Below are 23,301 nucleotides of genomic sequence, written 5' to 3' on the forward strand. Positions count from 1 at the left end.
AAAATTAGGTAAATGGCTTTTTTAATTTCTCACAGCTTCACTTATTATTTCGCGCTCACAATCTTATAATAAGAACGAACTGTTAGGAAGTAATATCCGATATAAATGACGCCATATACTCCAATACTAATTAGGAGCGGAATCATAATTTCGAATGGTAGTAAGTTCGCTAAGCCTTTTAGTGCAAATAGGCTGTGTAGAATTCCGATGACTAACGGAATCGCAAAGATAAAGCTTACTTGTTTTGCGATAGCTTTTTTCATCTCTTGTTTCGTTACACCGACTTTACGAAGTACAATGTAACGTTCACGGTCAGCATTTGCTTCTGTTAATTGCTTGAAGTAAATGATAGAGCCTGTTGCTAGTAAGAATACAAGACCTAAGAACATTCCGATGAACATCATTAATCCTGTTCCTTCAAGCCCCATCTGGAAACCAGTATAGAAGTCTCTAAATGGTGGTATCATTTCTGATTCACCAGCTGGCATCACTTTCGTTAACTTTTCTGTAAGTACTTTACTATTTCTTTCATCTTTTACATCAATATTTTTTACAGCGCGTGTTCCAAATGTCTGTTTCGCTTGCCCATACATTTCGTCTGAAACGACAACAACTAATTCACCTAAATTCGTAATTGCTGTATTATTTACACCTTGAATCGTTAAAGACTTCGTTTCATTTCCCATTTGGAATACCGCTTTATTTCCTTTATATTGAGGACTGAATTCATATCCCTCAATGTATGAACTATCATATACAAATGCTTCGCCAGTAGCTACATTCACTGGTTCTACATCATATTTTTTCGCCAGTTTATTAAATTCTGACTGAGACATAAACTGATATTTCTCTGAAATCGTATAGTTCATATTCAGAATGAAATCAACTTTATTTCCTTCAAACTTCCCTTTTACAGGAACTGTCTCAATTTCAAATTGATCTTTGATTGGATGATTTTGCTTCTCTTCTGCAAAAATCGCATTCACTTTCTTATCAAGCTCTGCATCTTTTTTCTCATAAGAATAGCTATATGGTGCAACTGCTTTTGATTGTGTAAATGTGTTGTAATACATCGTAACTGACGTACCAACAGCTGTTAATGTTACCGCGCTTAAAATAGAAATTGTCGCAAGTGATTTTGCATTTCCTTTAATACGGTATAGTAACTGTGACGTCGTTACCATGTTCATACCGTTATAAAACGATGATTTATTATTTCTTGCACGCTTTAGTACGAATACTGTAAAGAACATAAATAGTAAGTACGTACCTAATACTGTCGCAAGTAAAATGTAAAGTGCAACTACCATAAAGTCTGCATACTTAAGTGCCTTCACGTACATTAATGCTAAGAAATAACCTGAACCGATTAAGAAAACTGAAATTAATGCCATAATAACTGATCCTTTTGGCATTGCCTCTCCTTCGCGTTCTGCTCGGAAAAGTTCAATTAGCTTAAATCGATAAATTAAACGATATCCTTGAAGTGATGTATACAAAATAATCACAAAGAAAATAAGTGCTGTATCAACAATTGCAGCCATCGGTACTTCAAAATGAACATTTAAGTTTAATCCCATCATGCTTACTAGCAGTTCAAGGAATAGTTTCGAAAGGACACTACCAATCGCAATACCGATAATTAAAGACATTAATCCCATTAACATATTTTCATAAAACAGCATTTTACCAATCTGTCTTTTACGAATACCTAATAAGGAATAGAGTCCAACTTCTTTTTTACGCTTCCTTGTAAAGAAACCGTTTGAATATATAATGAACACGGCCACGAAAATAATTAGCATGACACTTGATACTTGAAACGCACCGCTAATTTTTTTTGAACCCTCCGCGGCTTTTTCCATTTGTGAATTATACTGTAACGCCTTAAATGTAAAATAAATGACGATACTAAAGATCATAGATGCAAAATATACAAAGTAGTCTTTAAAGTTCCGCTGTATGTTGCGGAGGGCAATGCTAGATAAGGTCATCAGCCATACCTCCGGAAATAGAAGACATTACGTCAACAACTTTTTGGAAGAACTGCTTACGCGTTGATTCCCCGCGGTGCAACTCTTTATATAACTCACCATCTTTAATGAAAATAACTCGTTTACAATAACTCGCCGCAAACGCATCGTGCGTTACCATTAAAATTGTAGAGTTATCATATTCGTTTAACGACTTCATACTTTCTAATAAATCTGTTGCTGATTTAGAATCAAGCGCTCCTGTCGGCTCATCTCCGAAAATCATACTAGGATTTGTAACGATCGCACGCGATGCTGCGCAGCGCTGCTTCTGTCCACCAGATACTTGATATGGGAACTGACTTAAAATATGATCAATACCGAATTTCTTTGAGATTTCAAGAACACGGCGATCAATCTCACTTGCTTTCACCTTTGATAACGCAAGAGGTAAGGCAATATTTTCTTTCACCGTTAACGTATCTAATAAATTATAATCTTGGAAAATGAACCCTAAATGATCGCGGCGGAATAACGCTAGCTTATCATCGTTCATCTTCACAATATCTTTTCCATCAATTAAAATTTCACCGTTCGTCGCATTATCAATTGTAGAAAGAACGTTTAGTAAAGTCGTCTTACCCGAACCAGAAGGTCCCATAATTCCAACGAACTCACCTTCTTTTACTTGTAAGTTAATACCTTTTAACGCTGCGAATTTATTACCACCCGTGTCATACACTTTTTCAATATTTTTTGCTTCTAACACTGTTTTCATCTCGACATCCCTCATTTCTTCTATTCTCTATTTTCAACTATATACACTCTCTACTCTTGCCACTATCGATGTTTCTTACACAAACATGACAGTTATGTAAGGCCGGTAAGCAGAGAAATCAAAATTTAATCTACTGAACGAAAGTACTTTGTTACTATAACATTGGGATATCATGCCATCCATTCATTCTCCTTACAGGAACATTACAATTTTGTAAGGTTAAAAATGTCCCCTACAAAGTTGTGCATGAAATGTCGGATGGACTTATTTTTTTCCTGCTATTCTATTTAACAAGGAGGTCATCGTATGGATTCACTTAAAAATATGAATGCAGCAATGCAGTATATTGAAAACAACCTAACAGATGAAATTGATTTTAAAAAAGTCGCAAAAATAGCGTACTGCTCTGAATATCATTTCAAAAGAATGTTTTCTTTTCTAGCTGGCATATCCCTATCAGAATATATTCGCTGTAGACGTCTTACTCTTGCTGCTTTTGAACTAAAAGTTAGCGATGCAAAAGTCATTGATGTCGCTATAAAATATGGATACAACTCACCAGATTCGTTTGCACGTGCCTTTCAAAACTTGCACGGCATAACACCTTCAGAGGCCCGAAATAGTAGTCATTCTTTGAAAGCTTATTCACCAATGACCTTCCAGTTATCGATTCAAGGAGGAAATGAAATGAACTATCGAATTGAAGAAAAAGAAGCATTTCGTATTATTGGTATTACAAAACGCGTACCAATTGTATTTAACGGTGTAAATGAAGAAATTGCTTCTATGTGGAAAAGTTTAAATCCTGAGTCCATTCAAACATTAAAGATGCTTGCAAACATGGAACCGAATGGAATCATTAGTGCCTCTACTAACTTTTCTGAAGGAAGGATGGAGGAAAAAGGAGAACTTGATCACTACATTGGAGTAGCAACAACGAAAGATTGTCCAGAGCAATTCGCTCAACTTGAAGTCGCAGCTTCAACGTGGGCTATCTTTGAAGCTGTCGGTCCATTTCCTGAAACATTACAAAATGTATGGGGGCGCATTTATTCCGAATGGTTTCCTTCCTCAAACTATGAACTAGCAAAAGGACCGGAAATATTGTGGAATGAACAGAAAGATATATCCTCCCCAAACTTTAAAAGTGAAATTTGGATACCGGTTTTGAAGAAATAAAGTGAAACTTTAATCAGTGGGGGATTTCTTCATCCCCCACTGATTATTAGTTGAACCAATCGGACTTTTATGGGCAGTTGATCCCCCACCTAAATTCTTTGCTTTCGCTGAATTTTGAGGTGGGGGTCTTACTGCCCATTAAAGCGGGATAAAAAATAAAGCCGCTCTTCCTTAGAAGGAAAAGCAGCTTTTATTTACACTTTTAGTTCTTTTTTATAGGCGACATAAGAATATCCCATCGTTAGTCCTACTGCACCGATAATAATGCCAACCATTACGAAAGTTTTCCATGCTACTGGTGCAAAAACACTTAAAATCATAATAATTCCTAATGCAACAAAAACTTTTCCGCTAAAACGGTGTGTTTTTCTCCATACCTCTTCGTTACTTAATGTCCATGGTGTCTTTATACCTACAAAGTAATTTGGTTTACATTGTGGTAAATAGTTTCCGATGACTATAAATAAAATACCAACTAATAATTCAGGCACGCGATTAATGAATAAGTTATATCCAAGCCCACTTGTAATAATATCTATATTCCCTACAAATAGTAGTAGCAGTATCCCGTTATTCATCATCATAAAAGCTTTAGAAAATTTCTCGTAGTTTGCTTTCTTTGGATCAATCTTTGGTAATACATTTAGAAATATATATAGCCCAATCATAATTCCAACCATCGAGATCATTCCATACAGTTTAGAAGAATAGCCATCTACCTTACCACCGCTCCAATGCGTTGCAATTGTATCTGGTAAATGTGGCCAAGCAAACGCCCAAGCTAAACAAGTTATAACAATTAATAAAATTGCAAAAAGATGCTTCCTCATTTCCCCTCTTCCCCCTTATTCGTAAATGTAAACACCCAAGTCAACAAATCTTGAAATACAGTTGTGTTTAAAGAGTACATAACGAATTGCCCCTTTTTTTCATCTTGGATAAGTTCAGCATTTTTAAGTGCGTTTAAGTGGTGTGAAATACTTGGCTTTGTCATATTGAAATGTTCAGCAATTTCCCCAGCGGTTAAATCGCCTTCTTTTAATAAATCTAAAATTTTTCGCCTTGTTGGGTCTGCTAATGCTTTAAATGCTTGATTCAATGTCTTTCTTCCCTTCATTAATTAGACATTTAGATATTTATCTAAATGTTAAAATGTTTTTAGTTAATTGTCAATTATCTATACGCCCCTTTTTATTTTTTATCCTATGTCAATTACTCTATATTGAATAAAATCTATAGATTACGCAGGTTAAAAAGTAAAGCAGCTCTTCTAATAAGAAAAGCTGCTTTATTTAAACTTTATTATTTTATTAACAAACGAAGAAATCGAAAAGATTAGCAAGCTTATAATAAAGGACATACCTACTATCGTTCCGAATTCATCTAACCAATAACTACTCATGCTTTCACACACCTAGTATGGATTATCATTCGTTCTTTGTAGATTCCTTTTGGATAGTTTTATGCACCATATCCACAGGAATTTTCGATGTCCAAGTTCCTTCCGTTCCTCCAACTCTGTTAATATTAATGTTTACAGATAAGAAGTCTGGAAATCTTTCACCTTCTAACGGTTCAAAAACCATTACTCCCTCTGGTTTATCGTGAGAAGCGAACACCGTTTCAAAAGCTTCTCCCGCTTGATTCGTTAAATAAAATATACTTGTCTCAAATGCATCGGGATTACCAATACGATCTTTTTGATAATTATCCGTATGAGTGTTACTAAGAAAATGCAAATATTGGACAGCATTAAATTTCTTATTTTTATAATGCGGGCTCTCTATTTGTTTCCCATCTTCTTTACCATCGTTTGTAATCTCAAGCCCAGTTGTATTAAATTTATAAGGAACAAGCGATCCATCTTGCTGCTCAAGCCGATAGTAAACAAGTATTTTAGCGTCTTGAATTAACATTTCTTTTATATGAAGCGTAATACCATTATCTACTACTTTTTCGTTTAACTGTATGGACTTCCCATTCGCAGCATCCTTTTTAACTTCTTCACCAATCATTTCATTTAACTTTACCTCTGGCTTTGCAAAATAGGAATTGTTTAATGCCATTGTACTCGTTGGTATAATGACAGCCGCTATTAAACCTGCTATTAATAATTTCTTTTTCGTTTTCTTTTTGTTATCTTTTTTATACATTTGACTAAAGGATTGATAAGCACGCTCTTTAACCTCTTTTGGAACCTCTTGTTTCATTGCTTTTTTACATTCATTTGAAAACGACATTTGAATTAGATTCCTCCTCATCTATTTCTATACTAGATTGATTCCGAATTTTTTCTAACGCTCTGTGAATTCTAGATCTTACTGTACCTATAGGAATTTGTAATAGTTCTGCAATTTCTTCATACGTGTAATCATGATAAAAGCGATAAACGATCACTACTCTAAACTTAAATGGTAGTTCTTGTATCACCGTTACTAACTGCTCTTCTGTTTCTTTTCTTACTAATATTTTTTCCGGAACCTCTACAACTTCTCATCATTTAATTGTTGTTTTTCAAATAAGCGTATCCTTTTCCATATGTGCTTTCTCCACTGACTAATCTGCTTGTAAACAATTCCATTCAACCAAAATAGAAACGGTCTAGATTGATCATATGTTGAAATAGATTTCCAAAGTTGGAAGTAGATTTCATTTGTATCATGTCGATTTTTAACTATAGCAAAGACGGTTTCGTAGATTCTCTGACTCGTTAAATCAAATATAAATTCAAAAGCCTCCTCGTCACCTTTTAGTAAACGCTCTATCCAAATATGTATATCTTCATTACTTACCAAGTAGTGCCCCCTCCTTAACGATGTTCTCACTATATATTGGACAGTAAGCAAAATAAAGTTCCAAATTTCATAAAAAAATATAATACTTTTTACTTTTCTCAGTTTTGACCTATACTGTTTACTAGCTTATCTTTCAACATAATGAAAAGACTTGAAACACATGATACACTATAGCTACAATTGTTTTTTTAGGAGGAATATACATATGTATAAAATTTTAATCGTTGAAGACGATCCAAATATTTCATCATTACTACAATCTCACATTCAAAAATACGGCTATGAAGCTGTTGTTGCAGAGAACTTCGATGATATTATGGAATCGTTTAACGCAGTGAAACCACACCTTGTTTTACTTGATGTAAACTTACCGAAATTCGATGGATTCTACTGGTGCCGTCAAATTCGTCATGAATCTACTTGTCCAATTATTTTCATTTCAGCACGTGCTGGTGAGATGGAACAAATTATGGCGATTGAAAGCGGTGCGGATGATTATATTACAAAACCGTTCCACTATGACGTTGTAATGGCGAAAATTAAGGGCCAATTACGCCGTATTTACGGTGATTATGCGCCAAATATTTCTGAACGTATCGTTGAAGTAGAAGGACTAAAATTATTCCCAGAGCGTCCAGAAATTCATTTCGGAGCTGAGCAAGTTCTTTTAACGAAGAAAGAGGCAATTTTAGCAGAAATGTTATTATCTAAATTCCCTCGTACAGCGAGCCGTGAAGATTTATTAGCTGCCCTATGGGACGACGAAAGCTTCGTTGAAGAAAATACATTAAACGTAAACATTACGCGTCTTCGTAAAAAGTTCAATGAGCTTGGTATTGAAAATGCTATTGAAACAGTACGTGGACTTGGGTATCGTTTTAACGCAACTTGGAGTGAATAAGCATGAAGCTATTTTTACGTGATCATTTTGCATTTTTTCTACTATACGTATTAAATTTCGGTATCATCTTCGTTCTTTATGATGCAGTAGATGGATTTCAAAATAATAAATTTTACTTCGTCGTTTTAAGTTTATATTTATTCATTTGTTTCCTCGCTTATCGTTACGTTCGAAATCGTAGAATGTATCATAGATTAAGTGAGCAACCAGAGAAAATGGAAGATGCGTTTATTGAAAGAGCAACTGCTCCGATGCCTCACGGTGTAAATGAACTCGTGCGCACGCAGTATCGTCTGTTCCAAAAAGAACTACAATCGTATGAAGTAAAACAACAAGAACATCAATTATTCATTAACCACTGGGTGCATCAAATGAAGACACCTGTATCTGTTATGCAGCTTATGGTGCTCGAAATGGAAGATGAGCATTTGATTCCGAAATTCAAAAAAGAATTAGAACGATTAAATCAAGGACTCGATATGACTTTATATATGGCAAGGCTGAATAACTTCCATGAAGATTTCCATGTTGAGACGATTTCATTAAAAGATGCGGTAACAAAAAATATTAACGGATTAAAAGAACTATTCATTCGAAACGGGGTCTTCCCTGTTTTAGAAGTTCATTCCGATTTAAAAGTTGCTTCTGATGCGAAATGGCTAAAATTCATCATTTATCAGTTAATGACAAATGCAGTTCGTTACTCTGGTGAACGCGGAAAGAAAGTATTCTTATCTGCTTACCGAAACGGAAAAGATATTATTTTAGAAGTTCGCGATGAAGGTGTTGGTATTCCGCAAGAAGATATTCGAAGAGTATTTGAACCGTTTTACACTGGGAAAAACGGTCGCGCATTCGGAGAATCTACTGGTATGGGACTATATATTGTAAGTAAAATTTGTGATTATTTAGGTCACTCTGTCAAACTAGACTCTGCAGTTGGTAAAGGAACGACGATTAAAATCATCTTCCACAACGCTGCAAATAATCAAGCAGAACATGCGGAGCAGGTGACCGAAGCATGACCCTAACATATGCTAGCAAAATGTATGAGAACGCACTCTCATACATTTTTTGCAATAAAACTACATATTGGCCTACTAACAGGGGGCACATATTATGACATTTTGGCAGTTTGCCTTTAAAAATGTAACGCGCAACTCTAGAGCTTATTTTGCTTACTTTTTAAGCAGTTCTTTTTCCATTGCTGTTTTCTTTTCGTTTGCGGTCTACTTATTCCATCCGAAATTACAAAACTTCAATATGGGCGCTGAGATTTCAGGATTGATGATATTTTCAGAAGTAGTAATTGTATTTTTCTCTTTCTTCTTTTTACTATATTCCATTGGTACCTTCTTAAAAGTGCGCAAAAAGCAATTTGGAGTTTTAACCGTTTTAGGAATATCGAGAAAGCAATTACATCGTCTCGTTTTTATGGAGAATATGTTAATCGGTATTTTATCTATCTTTTTTGGCATGCAGTTTGGGCTAGTCTTCTCGCAATTTTTCTTATTAGTCACAGCAAAAATTACGCACGTGCCAGGTATATATTTATACTTGCCTATTAACGCGTTTATTTTAACGACCATCGTTTTCCTTAGTCTTTTTATCATTGTATCTACATTCACACCAATGCTTATCCGTACAAAAAAAACGATACAACTTTTAAAAACAAATGGCGGAAAACAGAGAGAAAAAAAACCGTCCATACTTGTTTCCTTATTTGGTGCGATTTGTTTATTAGGTGGTTATGCTTTAGCTGGAAATCCTAAATATTTTGTATCAGTAAGTCCGCAAATAGGCGTTATATATATGCTTTCGAGTATTTTCATTATCCCAACGCTTGTTACAATCGGGACATATTTTTTCTTTTCACAAATTAGTTTTTTACTTATTTACATTTTAAAAACGAGAAGAAAGTTTTATATGAAACGGGTTAATATGCTTTGGATTTCTGATTTAGCAAGCCGTATTCGAACGAATATTAATATGCTTTTTATTGTAGCAATGCTCTCTACAATTGCTTTCACAATGATTACGTTCCTATATGGATTCGGAAAATTTATTAAGCTAGAGGTTAATAGAACTTCGCCTTTCCCAATTTCTTATTTTTCTTATGATGCGAATCCTTTTGTTGCAGAGCATTTAAATTGGCTTGAGCAACAATTAGAAAAAGAGCATTTCCCTTATGAGAAAATAAAAGCGGATATATATGAAACACCACTAAAAGAAGATAAAGATGTATACGCAATTAAGCAAAGTGACTATAACAAACTTGCGGGTTCTTTGCGAATGAAACAACTATTTATGGATAATAACGAAGCATACGTGTTAACAGGGACATCTTATGTCACTATATTCAACGAATTTGAGCAAAGCTACAAAAGAGGTTACATTACACTCTCTAGTACAAATACAAAATTACTAGTAAAAGGCTATGCGCCTGGAAATGCAATTCCATCTGACTTTTCATATCAAACGGTAGTTTTGCCTGATATTCACGTAAATAACTTACCCAACACGGTAAAGCATATATCAGCATACAATTACAAAATTCAAAACTGGGAACAAACATATAAAATTGCTGATGATTTTATAGACAAAGTGCAAAAAGATCTAAATAATTCCCAGTATGAAGGACCTCTTATTCGATTCTTTGAATCAGCAGGAACATTATATAAAATAACGTCTGGTAGTGCCGCATTCTTCCTAATCGGAACATTTTTAGGAGTTATTTTCTTCATTGGAGCTGGTAGCGTTCTTTACTTTAGAATGTATACCGATTTGACGAACGAGCAAGAGAAGTATATAACAATTTCTAAAATCGGTGTGACAGATACAGAAATGAAACGATCTGCAACCATTCAGCTTAGTATTTTATTTTTCGTTCCTTACATTATGGCATCCATTCATACAATGTTCGCCACGAAAATGCTACAAGATGTAATTGGTTTATCTTTGTTCAAAGAAGTTTCAGCCGTTCTTATTATTTTTGGATTCGTTGAAATCATATTTTTCTTATTCATCCGTTCACTTTATATGCAAAAATTATCACAGTACACGAGTGAACAAAGTACTTAAAACAAACTTGATAAAAAGAGTATCTCTCATACTCTTTTTATCTTCACTCTACTAGGAGGTTCAGGTGAATGACATTTTGGCAGTTTGCATTTAAAAACGTAACCCGGAACGCCAGAGCTTATTTCGCCTATTTTGTAAGTAGTGCGTTTTCCATTGCAATTTTTTTCTCGTTTGCAGTTTATTTATTTCATCCTAAATTGCATATGACAGGCGTGAATGCTGCTCTGAACATATTAATGACAATTTCAGAAGTTGTCATTGTATTCTTTTCGTTTTTCTTTTTACTATATTCAATCGGTACTTTCTTAAAAGTACGAAAGAAGCAATTTGGGATTTTAACAGTACTTGGTATATCTCAAAAACAATTAAAGAGACTCGTATTTCTAGAAAACATGCTAATTGGTGTTCTTTCCATATTTTTCGGCATTCAACTTGGACTCGTCTTCTCGCAGTTCTTTTTACTAGTTACCGCAAAAATTACGCATGTACCTGGTTTATATTTATATTGGCCAACGGGTGCCATTATTTTAACGATGGTCATCTTTCTTGGACTCTTCATTCTCGTCTCATCTTTTACACCGATGCTCATTCGGACAAGAAAGGCTGTACGTCTTTTAAAAGAAGGAACAAAACAAAAAGAAAGAAAAGCCTCCGTGCTCATCTCTCTATTTGGTGCGACATGTTTAATATCTGGGTACGTACTAGCAGCAAATCCGATATATTTCATATCGCTTGGCGACGTAATTGGGCTTTTTTACGCCGCCACCTGTATATTTCTCATTCCGTCACTTGTTGCAGCTGGAACATACTTTTTCTTTTCACAAATTAGTTTTTTACTCATTCGGATATTAAAAACACGAAGAACATTTTATATGAAGCGTACGAATATGCTTTGGATTTCTGATTTAGCAGCGCGCATTCGGACAAACATTAACATGCTCTTTATTGTAGCGATGCTATCAACACTCGCTTTTACTATGATTACATTCTTATACGGTTTTGGGAAATTTACAAAGTTTGATGCGGTAAGGGAAAATCCTTTTCCTTTTACATATTTATCACATACTGAAAATACGTTAGCAGATGAACATTTGAATTGGTTAAAACAAAAGTTTAACGAAGAGCAATTTGCTTATACACAATTCAAAACGGATATATATGAAGTATCTTCGGCGGAAGAAACCCCGCAACTCTATTATGCAATTAAACAAAGCGACTACAATATACTTGCTAAAGCATTAAACTGGGAAAATCTCCACGTGAAGAATAATGAATCCTATGTTCTTATTAAAGATTTAGATAATCAAGTTTTTGAAACACTTCATGATCAAAAAACGAGAAATACTCTTACGCTAAACCAAAATTCTTTGCAATTACACATAAAAGAATATAAAAGTTATAACCCATTCCCAAATAGGTTAATCTCACAATTACTCGTATTATCTGATGAAAATGTAGAGGCATTATCACCCATTTCAAAACAGATGAGTGTATATAGCTTTAAAGTTAAAGACTGGGAAAAGGCTAATAACATCGGCTCGTCATTCATAGACAAAATGAATACCGATGCGAACAACATTCAAGCAGATCACAAGCCTTTCCATGCAAGTGAAGCAAGCGATTCTCTATACACAACAAAACAAAATGTCGCTTCATTCTTCTTAATTGGTACTTTCTTAGGTGTTATTTTCTTTATTGGTGCTGGCAGTGTTCTTTATTTCAGGATGTATACCGATTTAACAAACGAGCAAGAAAAGTATGTAACGATTACAAAAATCGGTTTAACAGAAGCTGAGATGAAACGATCTGCTACAATTCAACTCGCGATTCTGTTCTTTGTTCCATACATTATGGCATCGATTCATACGATGTTTGCGACAAAGATGCTGCAAGAAGTTTTACATCTCTCGTTCTTCGCTGAGATTACAGTCGTACTTATGATTTTTGGAACAGTTGAAATTTTATTTTTCCTTTTAATTCGTTCCTTTTATATGCAAAAATTATCACAACACATTAAGTTTTAAAGAATAGAAAGGTGATTACTATGGAAGAAGTTTTACACATAAAAAACGTCTCAAAAGTGTATGAAGGAAAAGTCCCTCATACCGCTTTAAAAAATATAAATTTACATGTAGATAAAGGTGAATTTGTAGCTATCATGGGGCCATCTGGTAGTGGGAAATCTACATTTTTAAACGTTATCTCTACAATTGATTCTCCTACTTCTGGTGATGTCGTGATTAACGGCAAAAAACCGCACACATTTCGTAGAGAGAAACTAGCTATTTTCCGCCGACAAGAGTTAGGATTTGTTTTCCAAAACTTTAACCTACTAGACACACTAACAATCGGTGAAAATATTGTACTACCTTTAACATTAGATAATGTTCCATTAAAAGAAATGGACGAAAAGCTTGATAACATTTCAAAAAAGCTTGGCATTGATCATATTTTGGACAAACGTATTTTTGAAGTTTCTGGAGGACAAGCACAGCGTACCGCAGTAGCACGTGCTGTTATTCATCATCCGTCACTTCTACTTGCTGATGAACCAACAGGAAACTTAGATTCAAAAGCAGCAATTGACGTAATGGAGCTATTTACGAAATTGAATAAAGAAGAAGATGCAACAATTTTAATGGTTACACACGATCCATTCGCAGCAAGTTATTGTAACCGCGTCATTTTCATTAAAGATGGCGAGCTTTACAATGAACTACACCGCGGGCTATATCGCGAGAAGTTTTATCAAGAAATATTAGATGTTTTAGCATTATTAGGAGGAAGACGTGGATGACATTTTGGCAATTTGCATTTAAAAATGTCTCGCGTAATTCTAAAGCATATTTCGCTTATTTTGTAAGTAGTGCATTTTCTATCATGGTTTTCTTTTCATTTACTGTATATGCGTACCATCCGCGCTTACAAAATACACAAAGCTTTCAAGAACGTGATCCGCTAATGAACTTAGCTAGTACGGCACAGCTTGTGATCGTTATGTTCTCGTTCTTCTTTCTCTTATATTCAGTTGGAACATTTTTAAATGTACGGAAGCAGCAATTCGGGATACTCACTATTCTTGGAATCTCACAGAAACAATTAAAAAGACTGTTATTTACAGAAAACATGATAATCGGGATATTATCTATTTTTATCGGGATACAAGGTGGTCTTGTATTTTCTAACTTTTTCTTATTAGTCACTTCGAAATTAACAGGTGCAAAAGGTCTCTATTTATATTGGCCGACAGAAGCGATCATCGTTACAACTGTAACGTTTATCATTTTATTTTTAATCGTTTCTACGTTTACGCCAATGTTCATTCGTACTCGTAAAACAGCGCAGCTCATTAAAGGTAACAAAAAAATGAAAGCTGAAAAAAGGCCATCTATACTCATCTCTTTATTCGCTTTAATTTGTTTAGGGCTATGCTATTACATCGCCGGTTATCCACAAGGCTACGTAACAGAAAAAAATGTACAAAACGGATCTGTCTTCTTTATTATGTTATCTATTTTGCCGCTCGTAGTAGTCGGGACATATTTTTTCTTTTCACAAACATTTCTTCTTTTTATCTATATTTTAAAAAGGCGCAGAAAGTTTTATTTAAAACAAATAAATATGTTATGGATTTCAGACTTAGTTGCTCGTACCCGTAGTAATATTAACGTACTCTTTATTGTTTCTATGCTATCTGCACTTGCATTTACTATTATTATCGGGTTATTTGCCGCTAATAATAATACGAAAGCATCAGTACTAGAACGATATCCCGTTCCCTTCACTTATACATCAGAAGGTGACAATTCCCTTGAACAAAAGCATATTACTACAATTGAAACGGAGCTTACAAATAACAATTTCGATTACAAAAAATATAAATTTACAGTATTAAAAGATACAGCATTAAAAGAAGACATTGCGCTAATGAAAATGAGTGATTATAACGCGATTGCCAAACAATTAAATAGACCAGCAGTTACTCTTGATTCTACACAAGTTTACATTATTTCTCGCTATGCGCCAGAACTATTAAATCTTGTATCAAACCCATTTGCTAAACAAAATACAATTACACTTGGCTCTAATAAAAAGGAATTTCATATTAAAGGATTTATTAATAAAGGAATCGAACCCTCCTTTGCATTACCTCATCTCATTGTTATGCAAGATAATGCAATTGAAAATATGATTCCTCATATTGAAACAATTACTATTTATAACTATTTCGTGGAAAATTGGGAAAATGCAATTATCCCGACAAAAAATATATTAAACATATTAGATCAAGATGCAAATAACTTATATGAAGCACATAAGGATGAAGAAAATTTTTTCAAGCCATTTTATATTCACACTGCTACTGATGAACTCATTAACAGTAAAGATAATGCAATTGCTCACTTCTTTATTTGGGCATTTCTTGGCTTTATTTTCTTTATCGGTGCGGCTAGTGTTTTATACTTCCGTATGTATAATGACTTAACAACCGAAAGGCAAAAGTATATTACGATTACAAAGCTTGGATTAACTGAATCAGAAATGTTTCGTTCTGCAACGATTCAACTAGGGATTTTATTTTTCGTCCCGTATATCGTTGCTGGTGTTCACACATTATTTGCGGTTAAGTTTTTACAAAGCATGTTTTCTTTCTCGTTACTAAAAGAGTTATTGATTATACTTACCTTTTTCGGGATTATCGAGATCATTTTCTTCTTCTTAATCCGTTCTCTGTACATTAATAAATTATCACAGCATATTAAAGTATGAATAAAATAGCCTTGTGCAGTATGCACAAGGCTATTTTCAATAGTTTTTAATAATTAGCAGCAATATCCACCATAGCCGCCAGCATAACCGCCGTAACCACCATAACCACAACCGCCTCCGCCTCCGCCGAAGCAGCTAGCACCAATGATAATTAATAAAATAAACAATACGATTAGAAGCGCAAAACCGCCGCCGCACCCATGTCTGCGGTTACAATCATCATGTCTGTGTTCACACTTTTCGCTCATTACTATATTCCTCCTTTAGTATCATTCATAACAAGTTCACCTTGCTCTAAATGAGGGGATTCCATTTATAGTATGTTTTCAGGGCGAATAGGAAGCTTGGCTCACCTAAAAACGGGCTTGTTTTCGGAAATGGGCTTCATCAAAAAAAGATACCAATTAAGGTATCTTCTAAATAAAAGTATTTAATAAAAGCGCAAAGCCAAATGCAATAAATGATAACAATGTCTCGAGCACCGTCCACGTCTTAAACGTTTCCTTCACCGTTAATCCTAAATACTCTTTTACAAGCCAGAATCCTGCATCATTTACGTGAGAAAACATTAATGATCCTGCACCCGTTGCAATAACGAGCAGTTCTAAATTTACACCTGACATATGCTGAATAACTGGTGAAACAATTCCTGCTGCTGTCGTTAATGCTACTGTCGCTGAACCTGTTGCAATTCGAATTAATCCAGCTACCATGAAAGCTAAGACGATCGGCGATAACGATATATGTTCTGCCATTTGTGCAATCGCCGTTCCAACGCCGCTTTCAATTAATATTTGTTTAAACCCACCGCCTGCACCGATAATTAAAATAATGGAACCAACCGGTAATAAACTTTCATCCGTTAACTTTTTAATCACCTTTTTATTAATTCCTTGTCTTATTCCAAGTAAATAGAACGCTGCGAAACATGAAATAAGTAAAGCAATTACTGGACTCCCTATAAACACAAAAAATTCAGTTATCTTTTTCGGTAATGAAATATATGGTGCAACTACTGATAAAATCATTAATACAACTGGTAATAAAATAATAAAGAATGAAACCTTACGACTTGGTAAATCAGTTGATACAGTCGTAACTCGAACGAGCTCTGGTTCATTTTCAGGTATAACTCTCTTATGTACCCACTTTGCAAATATCGGTCCTGCGATAATGGCTGTTGGTAACGCGATAATTAATGAATATAAAAGTACCTTTCCTAAGTTCGCGTTATAAATACCGATTGCTGTCATCGCCCCTGGATGTGGTGGCACGAGCCCGTGAACAATAGATAATCCAGCGATAACAGGTAACGCAATTAATAATATATTTTGCTTCGTCGTTTTTCGAATTGAAATAACAAGTGGTAATAAAATGACGATCCCCACTTCGAAAAATACCGGAATCCCTATAACAAATCCTGCAAATAACATAGCCCAAGGTAGTTTCTTCACACCGAAAAATCGAATAAAGAAGTCTGCCACTTGCATGCCGGCCCCTGAATCGGACATCATTTTCCCTAAAATGGTTCCGAGAGCTAAAATACCAACTAAATGCCCTAGTACACTACCAACACCAGTTTCATAGGCCGTCACTATCTTCGTTAAATTCAGTCCAGACATGATAGCTAAAAATAAACTCGCAACTGTTAAACTAATAAATGCATGCCATTTCCACCATGATACCCCTAAAATAACAATTGCGATCGCAAGTAACGTGACGATTAATAAATATATATCCATCTCGCATTCTCCTTACTTTTCCCTCATATTTATGGACAGTAAACATCCGATTGGTGTGGGATGCATCCAATTCATGTTTTACTTTATAAAAAAAGAGGGACAATCCCCTCTTTTTATACGTCATAATTCACTACATAATGCTGCATTTCTGTATTGTAGTAGCCTTCGCTATATTCAATTACTTCGCCAACTTCATCGTAAGAATAGCGCATACGTTTTAATAGCGCTGTCCCCTCTTTTTCACCTAACGCTTCTGCAACGAAGCTAGGCGCAAGTCCAACAGCGAATTCATCTCTGAAGTTTTCTAAATGTATACCTCGGTCTTCCACTAAATCGTAAAGCGATTGCAAGTCAAAGTCCGATAAATCTGTACTTGCCATGTGTGCTGAGAAATAGTGCGTATAATGAATATACGGTGCATCATTTAAAGCATATAAACGTTCGATACGGAAACTCTCCTTACCGAATAATCGAAACGGCACTGTTCCTTCTTCATTATGAACGATTTCTGCTTTTAGCAATTTCTTTTGTACTTTATACCCTTCTTCCACTAACACTTCTGTAAATTTCTTACCCTTTGACAACTTTGTCGCAGAAGTATTACGGATGACTTTCGTTCCTTTACCGCTTTTCTTTTCCAAATATCCTTCTTGAGCAAGTTCTTTAATCGCATTACGCACTGTAATTTTACTTACTTTGAACTCTTCTTCTAACTGCGGTTCGGAAGGAATATTCGTATGAATCGCATATACACCATGCAATATTCGATCACGAATAATATTTTTTATTTGTAAATATAATGGTCCTTTTTTTCTCGTTACGTTCACCGTTACACCCACTACCTTTCTACATCACCTACTGATGCCGTCATTGCCCGAAGTATATCCTTCTCTGATGACATTGGCGTATCACCGACGATTGTATGTGCAAGCATTCCAGCTGCTGACGCAAATGAAACAGCTTTCTCTGGTGCAAACTCTTCTATCTCGCCATGAATAATCCCGCTCGTATAAGCATCTCCAGCACCTATTCTATCATATACAGAAAACGTAAGTGTTTTTGCAAAAGTGAACGCACCATCTTTACATATAAACCCTCGAAGCGAGTGTGTATTATCGCTATTAATAGAGCGATGTGTACCAGCAATTGTAGCTATATGATATGTTTCAGCCACTTTCGGAATAAGATCAACAAGTTGCGCCTCTCGCTCCCTCTCTTCTGTTTGCATTCCAAGAACGAACATTGCATCTTTTTCATTCATCATAACGATATCAGCAAGAGCTAGCATTTCTTCATAATGCGGCTTCGCCTGCTCATATCCATCTTCTCCCCAAAGTGATGGACGATAATTGCAATCAAAAACGACAGTGCCTCCGTTTTCTTTAACTGCTTTCGCTAAAGATTTCATATGATGGCGCACCGTATCATTCATTGCAAGTGTAATCCCGCAAAAATGAACGATATCAATTTCCTTGGCGATTTCTTCAAACTGGTACATCTCTTCACATGCCGTATTGAAGCTACTTTCTAATCGATTTGAATATGTAACGCGGCTTGCACATGCACCAAATCCATTTTCTAAAAAGTACATGCCGACATATTTACCAGCTCTTGAAATAAACGGCGCCCGAATGCCTAACTTTTGAATATGTGATATCGCAGCATCCCCAACCGAGTTTTCCGGTAAAGTTGAAATAAGAAAACCTTCATGCCCGAGATGAGAAAGTGCTGCTGCAACGTTCACACCTGTACCAGAAAATGAGTATTTTAACGTATTTGCTTGCGATAACAATTCATATCCTGGTACTTGCAGGCGCATCATTACTTCGCCGAATGCTGCAATTTTCTTACGCATATTGATCAACTAACTTCTTCACTACCGCTAATAATTCACGAACATCTTCTGTTTTCGTATTACCAGTTTCTTTATCAATAATAGAAGAGTACACGTGCGGGATAACTTGCTCTACGTTTGCTTCTAATGCAATACGCACAATTATTTCAAAGTTTTCTTTATCAATTCCACCTGTTGGTTCTAATGCAAATCCTTCTTCTGCACATGCTTTCGCAACTGCGCGATATTCTTCTTCATGAGCTAAACCTTTCATTGGGAAGTATTTCAATGAATTTCCGCCCATATCACGTACAAGTGCGATCGCTGTTTTAATTGGAACGATTGCTTTTTCTTCTCCAGCTGCACTAATTGGACCAGTAGAAATATTTACGTACCCTACTTTTCCTGTTGGTGATACTAAACTATTAATCCAGCTATCTTTTCCGCCAAGATTTGCACGTGTCGCTCCAACTGAAGGGAACACTTGGTTAATATGACTACCAGGATAATGCTTCGCAATTTCAGCTACAACTGCTGCTTGGCGATTATCTCCTGCTCCTAGTCCAATCGATACCGCGTCATCAATTTCTTTTCCGTATGCTTTCATCGCTGTAACTGCTTCTTCTACTGTTGGGTAGTCTTTTGATAACACTCCTACTACTACATAACCTTCTGCTGCTTCAAAAATATCTTTCGCATTTCGGGTATTGTTCGCTAATACATTTAATGCTACACGGCCTTTATAAAAACGTTTTTGAATGTTTGTCATTTTAGTTTCCCCCTACAATTTCTCTCATTTTTTCTTCAATTACATGTATGTCATCACCTTGAAGTGGACGTGGATCAATATCAAAGAATCCTTGTCTTACGCCGTAATCACGTGTGTAAATGGCAATTTCGCCTTCGCGTAATGCTGTTACAACGTCTTTTGCTGATTTAGTTAACTCATTCTCATTAATGTGAATACGTGCTCTAAAGATTGCTCTTCCTGCTTCATCTTGCACGATCGTTACATTTACACCGTTTAATTCTTTCAGCGGCATAAGTACTTGTAATAACTCTTTTTCTTGCTCACTCTTATCTTCTTTTACTCCGTACTCATCAAGCGCTTGAAGTAAACCGAAAGTCGTCTCTTTCCCAACTTTCATACTTCTTCCGATGCAATGTAATTGCACTTTCAGCCATTCAATATATTTTCGTTTCCCGCCGACAATACCAGAAGTCGGCCCTTCAATCGCCTTTGAACCGCTATAAATGGCAAGGTCTGCATACTTCACGTATTTTTGAATGTCCTCTTCAGCCGCCGCATCGACGATAAGTGGTACGTTATTTCGCTGCGCAACTTCCCATGCTTCTTCAACAGAAATCATATTTTTTTGCACGGCATGATGGGATTTCACATAAAGAATCGCCGCTGTATTTTCACCAATCGCATCTTCAATATGCTCTGCTTTCCCTTCATTTGCGTAGCCAACTTCTACAAGTTTACCGCCGCCTAAATAAATCATCGTTTCAACAGGAGCACCGTACTGAACGTTATGACCTTTTAACATAATCACTTCGTTTTTCGCGATGACCTCTTGATGAAGTCTTTCACTTTTACGGCGATTTCCTTCTGTAACGATACCAGCGATAGAAAGTGCAATTCCGCTCGATGCTGAATTTACAACAACCGCTGCCTCTGAATCTAGAATTCTCGCAATATGGTCTCCCGCTTTATCTACTAAATCAGCAATTTCCACATAATTTTGTCCACCATGTTTCATCGCATCCATAACTGTATCTGTAGGAGCGGATACACCTAAAATACTCATTCTACCACTCGCATTAATCACTCTTTTTAATCCGTACTTAGCATTCAATGAATGACCCATTGATTACAACCCCTTCCGTATCAATTCTTCTTTCAGCAATGCGCTGATCCCCTTCTGAATCAATTAACGTAACCTTCTCATCTTTCACCGTAAATAAAGTTAAGTTTGCAATATCGCCTTCTTGAATACGGCCAAGCTCTGGTTTTTTCAGCCACTCTGCCGCATTTTTCGTCACCCCATCAATTACTTCTTCTAGCGGATAACCTAAGTAAAGGAATTTCGAAAGAACGTGAGACATACTATATACTGGACCGTGTATACGATTCTTTCGGTAAATATCTGTACTAATTGTATGAAAGGCAATATCGTGACGCTTCGCCGCTTCTGCTACTTTAAAAGAAAAACTAGCATTACCATGCCCAACATCTAAATGAACACCGCGCTTCACTGCATCTAGTAACACAGGTAGTGGTTTGCCTTCTTCATTAAATAAATTATTTTCTTTCCCGTTTAAGTAATGTGTAATCACATCATCTTTTTCTAAAAGAGGTACAACTTCCTCAATGCGAGGAGGGGCTGAACCGATATGTACCATAATCGGTAATGATGTTTCACGAGATAAAGAGCGCGCAACATGAAGCGGTTCAATTCCGCTGTCACAAACGACACTTTTACTCATTCTCGCCTTTAACCCAACGATTACATCTTTATACTTTTCTACTGCTTCTATTACTTTCTCTTTATCTATCCATTCCATGTTGGATAATTCATCAATTCGTTTCAAACCGATGCGAGAAATATTTAAAAAGGCAAATAAATTCGTTTTCGCCTGTTCTCTACTTTTTACTAAATCTGCAATACGATCAGCTCCGCAGCTACCCGCATCAACAATTGTCGTTACCCCTTGCTTAACGCCAATTTCATCCACCTCATCGCCATACGGATCAAACTCTGGAAAAGCGTGAACGTGTAAATCAATCCAACCACTCGATACGTAAGTACCAGAGTAATCAAGAACCTTTCCACCCTCACCAGCACCAGCTTTCGTCACCTGTGCGATTTTGTTATTTTCAATTACAATGTCAATCTCTTCCCCGTTCACACGTTTCACATTACGTAGTACGAATCGTTCTGTCATTGTATTTCCACCCTTTTCTATAAGAAGCCATAAGAATACGCTTACATTAAAATTTCATTTTATATCTCTTTCACATATTTAGAGTAACATGAAAAAAAAAAAGTAAATATAACGTTATAATGTTTAATTATATACTTAGTTCACCACACAAATACAATTACATTTTTTTCGTACAATTTATCTCATAATAATACTGTAGAATTAATTTAATTACATTAATGTAAAATTATTATTAAAGAAACTATTAAATACTTTTTTCTAAAATATTACATAATTATATTTTCTTTGCTTTAAATAAATGGTATCATTCTGGAGAAATAGATTTGATGCTAATAAAATAGTAGAGGTGATTAGATTTATGGAATTAAAGCAAAAAGGTATTAAGAATAGGTTCTTTTTTATTATTAGCGGATTAGCGCTACTTTTAGTTTCTTTTTTCTTAATATTTAATTTTAAAGATTCTAAGCCACAAACGTACAAAGATATAAGTTTAAAAGAACTTCAAATGAAATTGGATTCTGAAAAAGATATTAAGGTTTATGTATATAAAACAAGTTGTGCAGCTTGTCAGGAATTGAAACCTATTTTAGACCAGGTAATTTCAGAAAATCAATTAAATATCTTTGCTCTTAATATGGATATAGAAGAGAATATTGATGTTACATTTTTAAATAAAAATAAAATATTTAGAACTCCAACATTACTACATTTTAAAAATGGTGAAGAGGTAGATAGATTATTAGGAGTACAAACAAAACAAGATTTAATTCAATTTCTTAATAAATAAAATTTAAAGGAGTACTTATGATTTACTTTTCTTTTATTGTTTCAGTAGTGTCCCTTATTGGTAGTTTGTATTTTAGTGAAATTAAAGGTTTTATTCCTTGTAATCTATGTTGGTATCAAAGGATATTAATGTATCCATTACCTTTCTTAATTTTAATATCTTTAATAAAAGATGATAAAAACATTAAATATTATTTAGGTGGTTTATCCTTAATAGGGATTATAATTGCTGGATATCATAATTTTATTCAGTTTAATCAAAAACAAAGTGCTTTTTGCAGTATTACTAGTAATTGCTCAACTGTATATGAGAAGTATTTCGATTTTATAACGATTCCTTTAATGTCTTTAGTGGCATTTTTGTTAATCTTCCTAGCATCTTGTTTTATAAAAATAAATAGTAATATAGAAAACACCCAGGATTAATCTCTGGGTGTTTTTACATATTTTAGAATTACATGAAATTAAAACTAAATATAGTTAATTATTACCCTCTTTACTTTATTTTAC

General features: G+C 35.1%; 21 protein-coding genes and 1 pseudogene. 9 read left to right on the forward strand and 13 right to left on the reverse strand.

What is annotated here, in order from left to right:
• Positions 1-44: 44 nt before the first annotated feature.
• Together PDL00_RS23680 and PDL00_RS23685 are read right to left on the reverse strand one after the other, a co-directional pair.
• Positions 45-1,994: an ABC transporter permease gene (locus tag PDL00_RS23680; protein ID WP_242257011.1), complete on the reverse strand. Its 1,950-nt coding sequence runs from the start codon at positions 1,992-1,994 to the stop codon at positions 45-47.
• Complete coding sequence (locus tag PDL00_RS23685) at positions 1,981-2,751, reverse strand: ABC transporter ATP-binding protein (protein WP_000859656.1); 771 nt, start codon at positions 2,749-2,751, stop codon at positions 1,981-1,983. Before PDL00_RS23685 ends, PDL00_RS23680 begins: the two co-directional genes overlap by 14 nt.
• Before the next feature lie 306 nt (positions 2,752-3,057).
• On the opposite strand from PDL00_RS23685, the gene PDL00_RS23690 reads away from it, so the two are divergent.
• Complete coding sequence (locus tag PDL00_RS23690) at positions 3,058-3,930, forward strand: AraC family transcriptional regulator (protein WP_270731453.1); 873 nt, start codon at positions 3,058-3,060, stop codon at positions 3,928-3,930.
• 194 nt (positions 3,931-4,124) lie between these two features.
• Here PDL00_RS23690 and PDL00_RS23695 read toward each other — a convergent pair whose 3' ends face one another.
• The 4 genes and pseudogenes from PDL00_RS23695 to PDL00_RS23710 all read right to left on the reverse strand — a co-directional run bounded on the left by PDL00_RS23695 (position 4,125) and on the right by PDL00_RS23710 (position 6,725).
• Positions 4,125-4,760 (reverse strand): SdpI family protein, encoded by a 636-nt coding sequence (locus tag PDL00_RS23695; protein ID WP_242257013.1) that lies wholly within the window; start codon positions 4,758-4,760, stop codon positions 4,125-4,127.
• Positions 4,757-5,029: an autorepressor SdpR family transcription factor gene (locus PDL00_RS23700; RefSeq protein WP_001070523.1), complete on the reverse strand. Its 273-nt coding sequence runs from the start codon at positions 5,027-5,029 to the stop codon at positions 4,757-4,759. Before PDL00_RS23700 ends, PDL00_RS23695 begins: the two co-directional genes overlap by 4 nt.
• Positions 5,030-5,357: 328 nt before the next feature.
• A complete protein-coding gene (locus PDL00_RS23705; protein WP_270731455.1) occupies positions 5,358-6,170 on the reverse strand; it encodes a DUF4179 domain-containing protein in 813 nt (270 codons plus the stop codon).
• Positions 6,154-6,725, reverse strand: a pseudogene (locus PDL00_RS23710) (sigma-70 family RNA polymerase sigma factor). The gene PDL00_RS23705 and the pseudogene PDL00_RS23710 overlap by 17 nt, the downstream one beginning before the upstream one ends.
• Positions 6,726-6,930: 205 nt before the next feature.
• Here PDL00_RS23710 and PDL00_RS23715 point away from each other — a divergent pair.
• The 6 genes from PDL00_RS23715 (at position 6,931) to PDL00_RS23740 (ending at position 15,477) form a co-directional block, all read left to right on the forward strand.
• Positions 6,931-7,626: a response regulator transcription factor gene (locus PDL00_RS23715; RefSeq protein ID WP_000276736.1), complete on the forward strand. Its 696-nt coding sequence runs from the start codon at positions 6,931-6,933 to the stop codon at positions 7,624-7,626.
• Positions 7,627-7,628: 2 nt separating this feature from the next.
• Positions 7,629-8,651: a sensor histidine kinase gene (locus PDL00_RS23720; RefSeq protein ID WP_270731458.1), complete on the forward strand. Its 1,023-nt coding sequence runs from the start codon at positions 7,629-7,631 to the stop codon at positions 8,649-8,651.
• Positions 8,652-8,745: 94 nt separating this feature from the next.
• Positions 8,746-10,707 (forward strand): FtsX-like permease family protein, encoded by a 1,962-nt coding sequence (locus PDL00_RS23725; protein ID WP_242257017.1) that lies wholly within the window; start codon positions 8,746-8,748, stop codon positions 10,705-10,707.
• Positions 10,708-10,775: 68 nt separating this feature from the next.
• The gene (locus tag PDL00_RS23730; RefSeq protein WP_270731461.1) at positions 10,776-12,731 is read left to right on the forward strand and encodes an ABC transporter permease; all 1,956 of its coding nucleotides are present in this window, start codon (positions 10,776-10,778) and stop codon (positions 12,729-12,731) included.
• Between the two features lie 20 nt (positions 12,732-12,751).
• The gene (locus tag PDL00_RS23735; RefSeq protein ID WP_000393250.1) at positions 12,752-13,504 is read left to right on the forward strand and encodes an ABC transporter ATP-binding protein; all 753 of its coding nucleotides are present in this window, start codon (positions 12,752-12,754) and stop codon (positions 13,502-13,504) included.
• Entirely contained in the window at positions 13,501-15,477 is a 1,977-nt protein-coding gene (locus PDL00_RS23740; RefSeq protein WP_270731465.1) for an FtsX-like permease family protein, read from the forward strand. Before PDL00_RS23735 ends, PDL00_RS23740 begins: the two co-directional genes overlap by 4 nt.
• A gap of 53 nt (positions 15,478-15,530) precedes the next feature.
• Here the strand turns inward: PDL00_RS23740 and PDL00_RS23745 are convergent, their stop codons facing one another.
• From PDL00_RS23745 to PDL00_RS23775, 7 genes are all read right to left on the reverse strand, one after another.
• Entirely contained in the window at positions 15,531-15,725 is a 195-nt protein-coding gene (locus tag PDL00_RS23745; RefSeq protein WP_242255691.1) for a YjcZ family sporulation protein, read from the reverse strand.
• A gap of 168 nt (positions 15,726-15,893) precedes the next feature.
• Positions 15,894-17,219 (reverse strand): gluconate permease GntP, encoded by a 1,326-nt coding sequence (gene gntP / locus PDL00_RS23750; protein WP_063259501.1) that lies wholly within the window; start codon positions 17,217-17,219, stop codon positions 15,894-15,896.
• 113 nt (positions 17,220-17,332) lie between these two features.
• On the reverse strand, positions 17,333-18,058 hold the full coding sequence (locus PDL00_RS23755; RefSeq protein WP_242255692.1) for a GntR family transcriptional regulator: 726 nt from the start codon (positions 18,056-18,058) through the stop codon (positions 17,333-17,335).
• Positions 18,058-19,074, reverse strand: a complete 1,017-nt coding sequence (locus PDL00_RS23760; RefSeq protein ID WP_270731472.1) for a sugar kinase — start codon at positions 19,072-19,074, stop codon at positions 18,058-18,060. The genes PDL00_RS23755 and PDL00_RS23760 overlap by 1 nt, the downstream gene beginning before the upstream one ends.
• Positions 19,067-19,822: a 2-dehydro-3-deoxy-phosphogluconate aldolase gene (gene dagF, locus PDL00_RS23765; RefSeq protein ID WP_270731475.1), complete on the reverse strand. Its 756-nt coding sequence runs from the start codon at positions 19,820-19,822 to the stop codon at positions 19,067-19,069. Before dagF ends, PDL00_RS23760 begins: the two co-directional genes overlap by 8 nt.
• Position 19,823: 1 nt before the next feature.
• A complete protein-coding gene (locus tag PDL00_RS23770; RefSeq protein WP_270731477.1) occupies positions 19,824-20,927 on the reverse strand; it encodes a DgaE family pyridoxal phosphate-dependent ammonia lyase in 1,104 nt (367 codons plus the stop codon).
• Positions 20,905-22,005 carry an amidohydrolase/deacetylase family metallohydrolase gene (locus tag PDL00_RS23775; RefSeq protein ID WP_270731478.1) on the reverse strand — a complete coding sequence of 367 codons (1,101 nt, stop codon included), beginning with the start codon at positions 22,003-22,005 and terminating at the stop codon, positions 20,905-20,907. Before PDL00_RS23775 ends, PDL00_RS23770 begins: the two co-directional genes overlap by 23 nt.
• 358 nt (positions 22,006-22,363) lie before the next feature.
• On the opposite strand from PDL00_RS23775, the gene PDL00_RS23780 reads away from it, so the two are divergent.
• Together PDL00_RS23780 and PDL00_RS23785 are read left to right on the forward strand one after the other, a co-directional pair.
• Entirely contained in the window at positions 22,364-22,792 is a 429-nt protein-coding gene (locus PDL00_RS23780; protein WP_270731480.1) for a thioredoxin family protein, read from the forward strand.
• 17 nt (positions 22,793-22,809) lie between these two features.
• Positions 22,810-23,217: a disulfide bond formation protein B gene (locus PDL00_RS23785; RefSeq protein WP_000639070.1), complete on the forward strand. Its 408-nt coding sequence runs from the start codon at positions 22,810-22,812 to the stop codon at positions 23,215-23,217.
• Positions 23,218-23,301: the final 84 nt, after the last annotated feature.

Source organism: Bacillus cereus group sp. TH152-1LC (genome assembly GCF_027710505.1).
GTDB classification, from domain to species: Bacteria; Bacillota; Bacilli; order Bacillales; family Bacillaceae_G; genus Bacillus_A; species Bacillus_A mobilis.